This window comes from Stenotrophomonas sp. NPDC077461 (genome assembly GCF_049545475.1).
In the GTDB taxonomy this organism is placed as follows: domain Bacteria; phylum Pseudomonadota; class Gammaproteobacteria; order Xanthomonadales; family Xanthomonadaceae; genus Stenotrophomonas; species Stenotrophomonas nematodicola.
In genome coordinates this window covers 209,353-222,869 of sequence record NZ_JBMWDO010000003.1, presented here as the reverse complement: position 1 = coordinate 222,869, position 13,517 = coordinate 209,353, and the positions used below count along the sequence as shown (strand labels likewise).

The following is a 13,517-nucleotide window of genomic DNA, read 5'->3' as shown; positions in this document are numbered from 1 at the left end:
AATCTACGCCATCTTTTGAATCTCCCCTGCGTATCGACGCTATTGCCTCTGTCGGCGGCGGCGGTACGTTCATAGACTCGTTGCACGGCCTTCAACGGCGTAACAACGAGTCACCGATGTCGCAATGGAACGCACCGTCCGCGCAGTGGACGTGCCTGCATCGTCTGATTGATCTGCACTGGGGCACCGCAGGCGCACCGCTCCCTCTGCTCGCACAACGCATCGATTTCCGCGATGCGCTCAATACCGATTTCTCCCTCACCGTGCACGGCCTTGTGCCTGGTCCCGAGAGCGACATCAGCGCACTGCCCGGTCGGGTGGTGGGTGTGGGCGTCACCACGGCGGGTGGCGGACGGCGTTGGCTCAACGGCATCATCCATGCCGTCCGCCGCACCGGCATGCACGCGGGCCACACCCGCATGGTGCTGCAGATCGGCTCGGCGCTGGCGCTGCTCCAGCAACGTCGCGCCTGCCGGATCTTCCAGGACCTGAGCGTACCGGAGATCGTGACCACGCTGCTGGATGAGCATCGGCAGCGCAACGCCTGCCTGGCGACCGCCTTCGACTGCGTACAGCACCTGCTGCGGTCGCATCCGGTGCGTTCGTACTGCGTGCAGTTCAACGAGAGCGACCACGCCTTCATCGACCGGCTGCTGGCCGAGGAAGGCATCAGCTATCGCTTCCGGTTCGACATCGCAGACGGCCAGCCGCGCCACGTACTGTGCCTGACCGACACCCCCCTGTTCGACCCGGACCGCACCGTCGCCCTGCCCTACCGGGCCGGTCGCCACGATGACGACCGCGACACCCTGCAGCACTGGCAGGCCTGCCAGCGCCTGGCACCCGCCGCCGTGGCCCTGTCCAGCTACGACTATGCCCGCGCACAACCGCTGCACGGCAGTGACGACAACGCACAGCCGCTCCATGATCCGGCGCGCACCGCCACAGCTGGTCTGGAAGACCATCGTGCCGAGACGCTGTACTACGCCGGCAGCTCGCAGGAACTGGCGCGCTACAGCCAGTTGCGCATGCAGGCGCGCGAACTGCGCTCGCGCACCTGGCGTGGTGAAGGTGGACTGCGCGGCCTGGCCACCGGCGACGCAGTGGTCATCGAGGGCCATCCCGCGCATGCGACCCTGGACGTGAACGCGCGCAGCTTCCTGGTCAGCGGCGTGCACCTGCAGGCCTGCAACAACCTTCCCGCACGGGTGGAGGTTGATTCAGATGCATCGCCCGACGACCGTCTGCAGCCCGGCCAGTGCCGCACCCGCTTCCGGGCGCTGCCGCACGACCAGCCGCTGGTGCCCGAGTATGCCGACCGCCTGCACCGCCCGACGGCCAACGGGCCGCAGAGCGCCACCGTGGTGGGCCCGCCGGGCGAGACCGTGCATACCGATCCGCTCGGCCGCATCCGCATCCGCTTCCATTGGCAGCGGGCCGAGGATCGCGCCGATGGCGATGACGCCGATCTGGCGCATGCCTCCACCTGGATACGGGTCGCCCTACCGAGCGCGGGCGACGGGTTCGGCCACCAGTTCCTGCCGCGCATCGGCCAGGAAGTGCTGGTGGACTTTCTCCACGGCGACATGGACCGCCCGGTGGTCGTCGGCGTGCTGCACAACGGCCGGCATGCGCCGCCGCGGTTCTCCGGTGCCGGCCAGCTGCCGGGCAACCGTGCGCTGTCGGGCATCCAGTCGCGCGAGCATGGCGGCAACGCCCATGCCGAGCTCGTGTTCGACGACAGCCCTGGTGAGGTCGGTGCGCATCTGCGCGCCAGCCCGCATGACAGCGCGCTGCACCTGGGCCAGCTCACCACACCGCGCCGGGACGGCCAGGCGCAGCCGCGCGGCAGCGGTGCCGAACTGCGCACGGATGCCGCGCTGGCCCTGCGTTCGGCGCACGGCCTGCTGCTGAGCAGCCACGGCCGCACGCAGGCGCGCGGCCATCAGCTGGACCAGCAGGAGCTGCTGGGGCTGCTGGACGAGTGCCGCCAGGTGTTCGCGCAGCTGGCCACCCTGGCCACTGAACAGCAGGCCGGCACCGCCAGCGCAACGCCGCAGCACGCCCTCGCAGAAGCGCTGAAGGCGTGGACCGGCGAGGGAGACGGCGGCCACGCCCCGGTTGTTGCCGTGTCCGCCGCTGCCGGGCTGGTCACCGCCACGCCGGCATCGCAGCTGCATGTCAGCCGTGGCCAGCACGATGTCGTGGCCGGTACCCATCTGCAGCAGACCAGTGGCGAACGCATGCACCTGCAGGCCGGCCAGGGCTTGTCCCTGTATGCCGGCGACGGTGGCATCAGCGCCGTCGCCAACGCCGGCCCGGTACAGCTGCAGTCACGCGGCGACCAGATCCAGGCGCACGCATTGCAGGGCATGCAGCTCAGCGCCGAGAACGGCGAGATCGTCATTGCCGCGCCGGTGATCCGGCTGGTCGCCGCCGACGGCAGCTTCCTGCGCATCGGCGGCGGCGTCACCGGCGGCAGCGATGGGGCCATCCGCCTCCACGGTGCCCGTCATGACTGGGACGGACCGCGGACCGAGCAATGGTCGCGCGCCCTGCCCCAGGCAACGCCCCCGATCTGCCTGCCTTGCCTGGCCCAGGCCGCACTGCTCGGCACCTACCGCGTCAACCTGACGGAGGCGGCATGAACCCGCTGCCGCCGGCCTGCCGCGCGCTGGTCGTGAATCCCTCCCTGCACGCGTACGTCCTGATCGACGGCGCGGTGCAGCGCGGTCTTGCCGGGCGCCTGGCACGGGGCGCGCCGCAGGCCATCGCCCTGTTCGCCGACCTGTCGGCCGATGCACAGTCGATGGGCCCGTGGCTGTTGCCCGCCAGCGACGCAGGCGCGCAAGGCATCGACGGCAGTGCGCCGGGCGTGAACTGGCTGGCCAGCGAGGCTGCCGCAGACGCGATTGCCGAGCACCTGTGCTACTGGATGCGTGATGGGGATCGCAGTGGCCTGCATTACACGCGGCTGGGCGACGGACGCGTGCTGCGGGCGGCGATGGACGTGTGGACGCCCGACCAGCGCGCAGCGTTCTGCGCCCCGTGGCGCGGCTGGTGGCTGGCCGACCGCGACGGCCGTGCGATGGCGTTGGACCTGCCTGCCGCATCGCCGCCACGGGCACCCGCCGATGCCGGCCGCCCCGGCTGGAGCGTCACGCAGCATCACGCGATGCGGCAGCACGGCCTGGCCGACGCGCTGATCCAGCCGCTGAAAGGCGTGATCCGCCTCGCCCCAACCCTGCGCGGCCGGGAAGCCCGCCACGTGCTCGCCGCGCACACCCTGGCGCTGGCCGTCGCGCAGGGCTATACCGACGCAACCGACCAGAGCAGTTGGATCGCCTGGGCGCTACAGCGCGGCCATTGCTCCGGCGGGATCGCCGCACACCCGGTGCACGCGCAGGGACTGCGCGGAGCAGCGCTGTGGGAGGCGTTGACCGGCGACGCGGACGACGCTGGGCCTGCGTCGCCGGATGGCACTGAACGTGCTGCGGCAGCGACACCTGCCGAGGAGGCTCGCGATGACGCATGACGCCGGTCCGGATAGGCCGGGTGGAGCCGGGAACGGCAATCTGCGCGCGCTGCTGTGGTTCGTCGTCGACGGCGTGGTGACCGTGCTGTTCACTGCTGCGCTGTGGCAGGCAAGCTATGCGAAGGGGGACGACGGCATGGGACCATCCTGGTTCGTGGTGGTCATGCCCCCGATGCTGCTGCTCTTCGTCAATGGCTTCCGACGCGTCGTTTGCAACTACCATCGCATGACGTTCCAGGGCGTTCCCCTGGTCCAGTGCGTCGTTGCCCTCTGGGTCGCTGTGATGTTCTACCTGCTCGCCTGGAGTGTCGACTCGACGGGTTGGGGCGCCACGATCGTCCCCATTTTTGTCTATGTCGCTGCCTACCCGCTGGCGGTATGCACAGGCCTTCTCTATGCGTTGCTTGACGCACTGCTGCGGCGCGCCGTCAGGATGACACCCGTGATCGCTGTCGAGGCATCTGACGATCCACATGCCTCGGTAGCGCAGCGCGTATCGTCATCTATGACAGCCGGTCCATCCTTCCAGCGGTACTCGCTGACCCGACGCGCGAGACGTCGGGATTCGATCCAGCATATTCCCGCACAGCAGGAGACCGATCTGCACGCGCACGCGTCCGGGGAACCCGGTTCGTCGGCGGAGAAAACAACCAGTGCGAGCCAGTCAAACGGCCGTGGCGCATCCCTTCAAGGCTACCTCTGGACAGGTGTCGTACTGCTCCTTATCGCTGCAACTGCGATGTACGACCGTCCCAGTACCGTTGCTGTAGACGACAAGGTCGCATCAAGGCGGTTCAGCACCAGCCTGACATCGATGGACTACGAGCCCACGGACACCTTCGTGCAACCGGTGTATGTGGACGGGGGTGGGGGCGATAGCGCGGGCACCGGGGGCAGCACGGTACTGAGTGCCTTTGCCTTGCCGGTTCGCTGGCACCCGGGGCTGACCGTGCGGGTCAAGTGGCGGCGGTGCAACGCGTTCTATGCAGACAGGCCTCAGACAGAGGAACAGGCGTGCCGTTGGGTGGAGAAAGACGTTCCCGTCCATCCCTATACCGACGTCGGATCAACAATCGTCCACCTGTTTGCCGACGACCAGGTACTGGTGATTCCGGGGATGCTCGGTCCGCGTCACGCGGACTACCCGGCAGCTCCCCCTCCTTACAAGAACTTCTACGAACAACGGGGTATCGGCCACGATGACTGAATTCGCCTGGCTTCCAGGATGCGCGCCTGCAACGCGCCCTTTCAATCCGTGCACTACCGGCGCAGGAAAGGTTGACGCGCCCTGTTCGCTCCCTGTGCGATTCTCGATCTTCTTCGACGGAACACGGAATCACAGCACGGAGGACCGGCCCTCGGGCTCTCACAGCAACGTTGCACGGCTCTACGACGCATGCACGGAGAATGAGGATCTTGGAGAATTTCGGCTTTATGTACAGGGTGTCGGAACGCCCTTCCCGGAAATCGGCGAACCCGAACCGCACGAACATGGTGCGCGGGACGGCGAGTATGGCGATCGACGCCTGCGGTATGCATTCCTGTTCATGGCAAACAAGATTGCAGAGCTTATGCACGGCAATCGCGTTGTCTCGGAGAGAATCGACGCCATTATCAACGCGGTTGAGAGCGACGATCAGATCAGAAGCGTGCGGAGAGCGCTCGACAAGGTACTGGCCGACCCGAAACCATCTGCGCCCGTAATCTCCACAATCACACTGGACCTGTTTGGCTTCTCGCGGGGGGCCACCGCGGCTCGCGCGTTCCTCAACCACCTGATCGAGTGGGCTGGCGACCATAAGCCGCAGGTCTGCGGCATCCCGTTGAGGGTACGTTTCATGGGGTTGTTCGACACGGTGGCATCGGTCGAGATTGCCGATTCCATGCCGCGCCCGGGCGACGGCCATCTGGCCTGGGCAAGTCCACAATACATGCTCGTCCCCTCATTTGTAGAGCAGTGCGTCCATATGGTTGCAGGGCATGAGGCACGCAACTCGTTTCCACTGACAACCATTTCCGCTTCACGCGAGCAGGCTCCCCATCGCCTGGAAATCATCTACCCCGGTGTGCACGCCGATGTCGGTGGCGGCTACGGGCCGACTGCGCAGGGCAAGGGTACCCAAGCAGGTGCGCAAAGTGTCCGCCAGCTGCAGGGTGATCTTCTGTCGCAGATCCCGCTCAACGATATGTATGAACGTGCCCGAGCCGCTGCAGTGCCGCTCATCCCCCCCGCGAAACTTCCCCGGACCACTGTCGGCCCATTCTTCGCTGTATCACCGGAGCTGCAACGCAGCTACGACGCCTTCCAGAAAACCCTGGAGCAGCACCGCGCAGGTGTCCCGCTGCTTTGCCTTCTACATGCGCACTATCTCGCCTACCTTGGCTGGCGGCGCCAAGTTCTACCGCGCGATACGTTCATCGCACAGCCATTCATGACTCACTGCAAGCAGACACAGACACAGGACCACATTAATCTTGACCAAGCAAATGTCGAATTTATGGTCTACCTCGATGTGTTCAAAGATCCGGTGAGGCGTGCCCAGGTTCATGGCAGGCGCGGGCTTGGATTACCTGGCTTTGTTCACCGTGAGCACGCCTGCATGGAGATGTACGACCGCTACTGGGAGGCCGCTCCAGCACCCAGCGACGCCTTGCGTGATCTTCTCATGCAGTACGTCCATGACTCGCGTGCAGGCTTCGTACTGACAGACCCGCAATGCGAGCGTGACTACAAGAACATGCATGACCATCTCGACGCTTGTGATGCGCAGTATCGAGAGAGCCTTCGCATACATGCGGCGGACACCAAGGACCGACAAGAAGCCTATCGGCGCGCCCTCGAGGCCCACACGAACTTTGTTCCCACTGGCTGGCAGGAAACCCGCCCGCCCAAGCCAAAGCCCCCACTGGTCCGTGCGATCCCCGAAGATCCACTCAACGCGGAAGACCGCAAAGCGCTTGCCGTCTTTCGTGCCGGCGGGACGCCAATCTTCACCGATGCCAAACCCGCATCAGCAATGGATGGCAAGAAGAATGTGCTGGATTACATTGCCAAGGTCTCTCGTCGCGAAGTGCGCTGGAGCTATCTGCGACGCCGACAGGTATTTCGGCCATACCTCATCACCACCAATCATGTACGGATGGGCATCAGCACGGAACATCTGTCCCGGCGCCTCCGCTACGAGGACGGCCTCACATGATCCCGCACTCGCTCCTGCGACCGGCCTTCTTCCTGCTGTGGGCACTCTGGTCGCTGCTGATGGGCTGGTATGCCGTCGATGACAACCAGCTCGCCTCGCCTGCGCAGGCGCTGGGCCCGTGGCTCGCGGGCACCATCGCGCTGGGTGCGCTGTTCCTGCTGGTGGCGGCACTGATCAAGGTGCTTCAGGAGATGCGCGTCGGCGCGCGTGGCATCACACCGGTGCGCGTCGCGGGATCGCCGGTGCTGCCCCTGCCCGCCACGGGCCTGGCGGCTGCGGCCACCGCCCCTGTGCTTCAGATCCGCGCATGCCACGCGCGCCTTGCACGGCAGGCGCCCGACGCCGTGGTGGCCCTGCTGGACAACCCGCAGGCCGCGCGCCCGGTACTGGCGGCGCACGCCGAGGACCCGGCGGCGCGCCTGGCCGAGCGCGGCATGGCGATGCAGGTGCAGTTGGCGCAGGGAATGGAGATGCTGGTCGCCGCCCTGCCCGATGCCGCGCCGGTGGCGATGTTCACGCTGGCCCCCACGCTCACCCGCCACAGCCGTTACGCCGCAATGGAGTGGCCAGGGCTGATGGCCAGCCAGTCCGACGCCCCCGGCGCGCTGATGCTGCGCGAGCTGGACGTCAATGGCCCGTTGCTGGCGCCGGTGCTGCAGGCGCTGTTCGCCCGCTTCGCGGCGTCGCCGCGATTGTGCAATGCCGTGCTGTTGAGCCTCGAGGGCCGGCTGATCCGGGGCCAGTACCACCGCCCCCGCGATGACGCGCCCGAGGACGCGCTGGACCAGAGCATGGTGCTGATGTGGATCACCCGCACCGGGGTACCCGATGCCATACGGCGCGAGGCGGTGGAACCGGACACGCCGGCGGCGCAGCATGCGCGGCAGCCGTACGCGTGGTTCCGCGAGGAACTGGCGGCGTACACGGCCCTGGCCCCGCACGAGCCAGAAGCGCAGGTGCATGCCGCGGCGTTCACCGCATCGCTGTTGCAGGCGCTCCGCGAAGAAGGGGCTGCGCCGGCCCATCGACTGGGCGACGATCCGTGGTATCCGGTGCCGTGGACACGCCAACAGATCGCCCTTCAGGAGGCCGCGCCCGTGCTGGGTACGCTGTACCCGCCCCGCTGTGTCGCCCTGCGCGATGAGGATGGCGAAGCGTTGTCGCAGCGCGCGCAGGCGGCCGCCATTGCCGACGCGTGGCAGGCACTGCACGCCGCGCTGCCCGAGACCGCCCGCCTGCGCTGCGTCTGGTACGACAGTAGTGCGGATGTGGACGCCGCCATCGCGCTGCGCATGGCAATGCGCGGGCTCGCCGACCCGCTCGATCTGGACGATCCACGCGTGGGCATCGACCTGGCCACGCGCGTGGGTGCGCTCGGCGGCGGCAGTGGCGCCGCCGCCCTGGCGTTGGCGTTGGCCAGCGGCAAGGCCGGTATGGCCATCATCGCCGACGATGACGGCAGTCTGTTGCTGCAACCCGTCGTGCCCGCGCCGCAGCCCGCGACCACGGACACCGCGTCCGCCCTGTCTCCCCCTCCCGATCTGGAGCGCCCATGATCCGCCGCCTCGCCCTGCCCCTTCTGCTCATCCCGATGGCCGCATTGTCAGCCTGCCAGGAGCCCTATGAACTGAAAAGCAGCTGGGACGCCTGGCCCACCACGCCCGAACCGCCGCAGCCACTGCTGGGCACGGTGTGGAAGCTGCATGACCTGCCCGCCACCGCCGACAAGGCGGCGACCGTGGTGCCGCCGGATTCGCACGTGGGCTTCATCATTCTCGAAGCCGACGGCCGGCACCTCACCGGTTATGCCGGCTGCCAGCCGATGACCGCGCTGTACCGCCAGCAGGGCACGCGGTTGACGGTGGAGGGGCTGGCACGCATCGGCTCGCGCTGCCACAAAGAGCGGTTCGATGACATCGGCGACCGCTTCGCCGCTGCGCTGAGCGGGGCCACCGGCTACCGGATGGCCGAGGACGACGCCCTGCTGCACATCCTGCACGGGGACACGGTGACCGCGACACTGATCTATCGCACGCCGCCCAAGCACTCCTGGTGACACAGGCGATGGCGAGCATGAGGCCTCCTGTCTGCCTGGGGGATCCCACCAGCGGCGGCGGCGAAGTGGTGCAGTGCCAGGGCAGCGGCCGCATCGACGGCGCGACGATCGCAGTGATGGGCGACCTGGCCACCTGCATGCTGCACCCGGGCCGGCATGCCTTCGTGGAAGGCTGCGCGCGGGTGCGGCTGAACGGGGCGCCGGTGGTGCGCGACGGTGACCGGCTCGCCTGCGGCTGCCGCGGTGTGGCCCGCCATGCGCGGCACGTGCGGGCCTGAACGCAGCAGGGCCGCACGGCGGGATGCCGTGCGGCCCTGGGGTGCCCGCCGCCTTCGCGAGGTGGCGGCGGCTATCGTGGTGGCGCGGCGGTCAGAACTCGGCGCCGAGGGTCAGGAACACCTGGCGCGGCGCGCTGGCGTGGATCGCGTAGCGGGTGCCGTTCGGGTCGGCCGGGGCGAACGAACTGAGCTGCCCGGCGTAGCGCTTGTTGGTCAGGTTGGTCGCGTTGAGCGAGACCTTGACGTCGCGCAGGCCCATGCCCGGACCGAACGAATAGCCCATGCCGGCATCGAAGGTGGTCACGCCCGGCACCGACTGGTCGTTGGTGTAGGTGTAGTAGCGCTTGCCGGTGTACTTGGCGCGCAGGCTGGCGAAGAAGCCGTCGCGGTTCCAGCTGATCTCACTGGACGCCATGCGTTGCGGGGTATCGACGGTGATCTTGCCGGCCACCGGTACGATCGCGCCACCGGAAGTGTAGTTGTCTTCGTAGGTGGTCTTGTTCCAGGAGAGGGCGTTGTACCACTGCAGGCCATCGACCGGCTTGAGGATGAAGGTCAGCTCGGCGCCACGGCTCTTGACCGACCCGACGTTGATGAAGCGCGTGATGCACTCCGGACGCGTGCCCACTTCGATGCTGGTGCACGGGTTGAGCGAGAGCAGACGGTTGTCGAACATCACGTGGTAGGCGGCGATGGAGGCCTGGTACTTCTCGCCGAAGGTGCGGAAGCCGGCTTCCAGGGTCTTGGACTTCTCCGGATCCAGCCCGGCGCTGGCCGCGAAGGATTCCGGCGATACCTGCAGCGGGCCGCCGCTGCCACCGCCGACGAAGGCGGCGATGTTCTCCGAGTAGGACGCGAACAGCTCCTGGTTGGGCGTGAGCTTGAAGCCGATGCCGGCCTGCGGCAGCACCGATTCCTTGGCGGTCAGCGTACCGGAGGCATAGCTGGCCTCGGTGCCGGGCTTCGCATTGGCGGTCATGCGCGTGTTCGGGCTCTTGACGCCCACGTCCACGGTCAGGCGGTTGTCCAGAAAGCGCATGCGGTCCTGCACGTAGAACTGGCGCGTGCGGATGTCGAAATCCTGGTCGAACAGGCGACGGTCGGGATGGTTGAGGTAGCCGTCATCCAGGAACGGGCCGGTGATGTAGTAGAAGTTGCGCTCGACGTTGTGGTCGTTGCGTTCGTACCACAGGCCGGCTTCCAGTTCGTGCAGACCCCACTGCCAGCTCAGCGCGGCGGTGATGCCCTGGCGGTTGATGGTGTAGTTGGTGCTGCGGATGGAGATCGGCAGCGCCTGCGGTGTGCCCGGGTTGGACGGCTGGCCCGGTGCCCACCAGTGGCCTTGGCCGCGGTTCTCATGGTGGTAGCCGAGCAGCTTCAGACGGGCGGTGTCTCCCAGCGCCAGGTCCGCATCAAGCGAGTAGAGATTGTCATCGCGCAGCGCACGGCTCTGGTAGTACGCGTCGTCGATGCTGTTGACGCCGCCGCTGAAGGCGCATTTCTGCGCGTTGTAGGTACCCGGCGCGCAGTACGCTGCGGCCACCGCGCGGTCCCAGTCCGGTGCGTAGATGTTCCAGTCCCAGCCCAGGCCGCGCGCGAGCATGCTTTTGGACAGGTAGGCGTAGTTGGCCTGGCTCGCCCGCGACGTGGCGACGAAGGCGCCGAAGCGGTTGTCGCCGACATTCCACACCGCCTTGGCATTGAACTGGCGGGTGGTCTGGTTCTGGTTCGGCTCGGCCCACATGTCCGCATCCTGGTGGACGCCGGACACGTAGGCGGAGAAGCCGTTGATGTCGCCGGTATCCACGCGCAGGTAGCCGCGTCGCTGGTTGTCGTCGCCGACCGTCACGCTGGCGCGGCCGCCGAATTCGGTGGACGGGTCCTGCGAGAAGTACTGGATGGTGCCGCCCAGGTTGCTGGTGGAGGCCACGCCCAGCGAGCCGATGCCCTGCGACAGCTCGGCGCCGGCCAGGTTCTCGGCAATGAGCGCACGGGCGATGCTCAGGCCGTTGTAGTTGCCGTAGCTGTTGTCGCCCAGCGGAATGCCATCCAGCGTGTAGCCCAGGCGGCTCTTGTCGAAGCCGCGCAGGCTGATCGTCTGCGATTCTTCGTTGGCGCCGAAGGCATCGTTGGACTGCACGGATACGCCGGGCAGGCGGTCGAGGATCTTCTGGCCGCTGGTGCCCGGCGGCAGCACTTCCTTGTCGACGGCGGTGATGCGCTGCACCTGGCGGGTTTCGCCCTGGCCGATCACCGACACGGTGTCGAGGGTCTGCGCGCTGAGCGCAACGTTGGCGTCGGTGTTGGCGTCTACATCGGCGGCGTGGGCATTGGCAGCGCACAGCGCGATCGCAACCGCGATCGTCAGGGGTCGGGTAAGCATGGTGATCCGTAGCATGTGGGATGGTGACCTGCGCAGTGCAGGTGCGCGACCATCATGCGAGCGGAAGATGAAAGCATTCTTACGCGGCGCACCTCGGTTGACGACGTGCGACGAAATCCGGGAAATCGTGGCACGCGCTATTCGGTTGCCAATTGATCCATGCGGATGCGGTTGGCGAACAGCGAGAAAGCCAGCATGCCCGCCAGTCCGTTGGCGCGGCTGACCCAGTGCGGCAGCCAGCGCGGCGGGCGCAGGATGCCCTCTTCGAACAACGGCGCGAACGCGATGGCGTCGGTGAGCGACATCTTGCCGGCGAACAGCCAGCGGCACACCTGCAGGCGGTCTTCGGCCAGCATGTGGCGGAAGAAGGTATGCACCGACACCAGCCCGCGCAGGTACACGGTGTCCTTGGTGAACGCCGCACCGCCGCTGGGCGGCACGCCGCGGAACACGCGCTGGGCCGAGGCGAAGCTCTCTTCGCTGTTCTGCCCGGCGTCGCAGAAGTAGCGGAATACCTGGATGAAATCGGCGCCCTCGCGCGCCATCGCGATCGCCTCGGTGCGCAGGCTGATGCGTTTGAGCCGTTCGATGTCGATGCTGCCGGTGATCTGCTCGGCGAACGTGGCCAGGCCTTCCTGGGTGGCGGTGACGCGCGGCGACGACAGCGCCAGACTGGGCAGGTGCGGCTGTTCGCGGCCGTTGAGCGCGGTGAGCGAGTGCACCAGGGCTTCGTGGTGGAACAGCTGTGCGCGGTCGTAGGCGCTGAAGCGCGCACTGGTGCGCAGGCGGATGCGGGTGGGGCCGGCGGCCGCCTTGGAAATCAGCTCCGGATCGAGCTGCACGGTGATGATGCGCGATTCGAAGAAGGCATCCAGGTCGCTCTGCAGCTGCAGTTGCAGCGCGGTGGCCGAGACCGGCACCTGTTCTTCCGGGGCGAGCAGTTCGTGGTCCAGTTCCTGGGCGATCTGGATGAAGTGGCGGGCTGCCTCGCGGGTGCTGGGGCCGTGACCGGGCAGCGGCTGCTCGGGCGCGCCGAACAGTTCGACGGAGTAGCGGTCGACGCCTGCGGTACCCAGTGACTCGAGCAGACCGGCGGCCTGGTCCCAGCTGTGCGCCGAGCGCTGCACGTACAGACCGATGGGGTGGCTGGGATCGCACTGGGCGCTGATCGCGGCGAGCGCGCGTCGAGTGTCGCCGAAATCCAGGCGGGGGTAGTCCACCTGCGGCAGCACCGGCTGCCCACGTGCCACGCTGGCCAGGAACGGCGCCTGCAACGCCGCCGGCCAACTGGTCAGGCCAAGCAGCTTGATGCCGGCCACGGCCTCCACCAGCTGCGCGTCGAGCGCCGTGTGGTGGGCCACATCACGATCCACGGTCATGGGGGTGTCCATGAGGCGGACATTAGCAGGGTCCGGAACGGGGGGGCCGGTTGGCTGGTCACGTGGAGCCGGCTGTCGCGCGCAGCGCGGGGGGGCGGTGGCCGCACGGAAAGCAGCCGACTGGAAGTCGGCTCTACGAGGATGCGACGCGCGGGGCCCTTGTAGAGCCGGCTTCCAGCCGGCTGACGCGCGCAGCGCGGGGGTTCGGTGGCCGCACGGAAAGCAGCCGACTGGAAGTCGGCTCTACGAGGATGCGACGCGCGGGCCCTTGTAGAGCCGGCTTCCAGCCGGCTGACGCGCGCAGCGCGGGGGGGCGGTGGCCGCACGGAAAGCAGCCGACTGGAAGTCGGCTCTACGAGGATGCGACGCGGGGCCCTTGTAGAGCCGGCTTCCAGCCGGCTGACGCGCGCAGCGCGGGGGGTCGGTGGCCGCACGGAAAGCAGCCGACTGGAAGTCGGCTCTACGAGGATGCGACGCGCAGGGCCTTTGTAGAGCCGGCTTCCAGCCGGCTGACGCGCGCAGCGCGAGGGGGTCGGTGGCCGCACGGAAAGCAGCCGACTGGAAGTCGGCTCTACGGGATGCAACGCGCGGGGCCCTTGTAGAGCCGGCTTCCAGCCGGCTGACGCGCGCAGCGCGGGGGGTCGGTGGCCGCACGGAAAGCAGCCGACTGGAAGTCGGCTCTACGA

Annotated in this window: 9 protein-coding genes; 7 read left to right on the top strand and 2 right to left on the bottom strand. The window is 67.6% G+C overall.

Annotated elements, in window-relative coordinates; genetic code table 11:
* Nucleotides 1-116 precede the first annotated feature (116 nt).
* The 7 genes from ACPEH8_RS07630 (at nucleotide 117) to ACPEH8_RS07600 (ending at nucleotide 9,069) form a co-directional block, all read left to right on the top strand.
* A complete protein-coding gene (locus ACPEH8_RS07630) occupies nucleotides 117-2,648 on the top strand; it encodes a type VI secretion system Vgr family protein (RefSeq protein ID WP_423666438.1) in 2,532 nt (843 codons plus the stop codon).
* Nucleotides 2,645-3,535 (top strand): DUF4123 domain-containing protein, encoded by an 891-nt coding sequence (locus tag ACPEH8_RS07625; RefSeq protein WP_423666436.1) that lies wholly within the window; start codon nucleotides 2,645-2,647, stop codon nucleotides 3,533-3,535. Before ACPEH8_RS07630 ends, ACPEH8_RS07625 begins: the two co-directional genes overlap by 4 nt.
* Complete coding sequence (locus ACPEH8_RS07620) at nucleotides 3,525-4,742, top strand: DUF3304 domain-containing protein (RefSeq protein ID WP_423666434.1); 1,218 nt, start codon at nucleotides 3,525-3,527, stop codon at nucleotides 4,740-4,742. The genes ACPEH8_RS07625 and ACPEH8_RS07620 overlap by 11 nt, the downstream gene beginning before the upstream one ends.
* 94 nt (nucleotides 4,743-4,836) lie before the next feature.
* On the top strand, nucleotides 4,837-6,735 hold the full coding sequence (locus ACPEH8_RS07615; RefSeq protein ID WP_423666432.1) for a T6SS phospholipase effector Tle1-like catalytic domain-containing protein: 1,899 nt from the start codon (nucleotides 4,837-4,839) through the stop codon (nucleotides 6,733-6,735).
* Complete coding sequence (locus ACPEH8_RS07610; protein ID WP_423666430.1) at nucleotides 6,732-8,291, top strand: hypothetical protein; 1,560 nt, start codon at nucleotides 6,732-6,734, stop codon at nucleotides 8,289-8,291. The genes ACPEH8_RS07615 and ACPEH8_RS07610 overlap by 4 nt, the downstream gene beginning before the upstream one ends.
* Nucleotides 8,288-8,791, top strand: coding sequence for an META domain-containing protein (locus tag ACPEH8_RS07605; protein WP_166473433.1), 504 nt, complete (start codon nucleotides 8,288-8,290; stop codon nucleotides 8,789-8,791). The genes ACPEH8_RS07610 and ACPEH8_RS07605 overlap by 4 nt, the downstream gene beginning before the upstream one ends.
* Nucleotides 8,792-8,808: 17 nt before the next feature.
* Nucleotides 8,809-9,069, top strand: a complete 261-nt coding sequence (locus ACPEH8_RS07600) for a PAAR domain-containing protein (RefSeq protein ID WP_136007175.1) — start codon at nucleotides 8,809-8,811, stop codon at nucleotides 9,067-9,069.
* A 91-nt stretch (nucleotides 9,070-9,160) separates the two neighbouring features.
* Here ACPEH8_RS07600 and ACPEH8_RS07595 read toward each other — a convergent pair whose 3' ends face one another.
* Nucleotides 9,161-11,452 carry a TonB-dependent receptor gene (locus tag ACPEH8_RS07595; RefSeq protein WP_136007177.1) on the bottom strand — a complete coding sequence of 764 codons (2,292 nt, stop codon included), beginning with the start codon at nucleotides 11,450-11,452 and terminating at the stop codon, nucleotides 9,161-9,163.
* 137 nt (nucleotides 11,453-11,589) lie between these two features.
* On the bottom strand, nucleotides 11,590-12,831 hold the full coding sequence (locus ACPEH8_RS07590; protein ID WP_017357324.1) for a flavohemoglobin expression-modulating QEGLA motif protein: 1,242 nt from the start codon (nucleotides 12,829-12,831) through the stop codon (nucleotides 11,590-11,592).
* Between the last annotated feature and the right edge of the window lie 686 nt (nucleotides 12,832-13,517).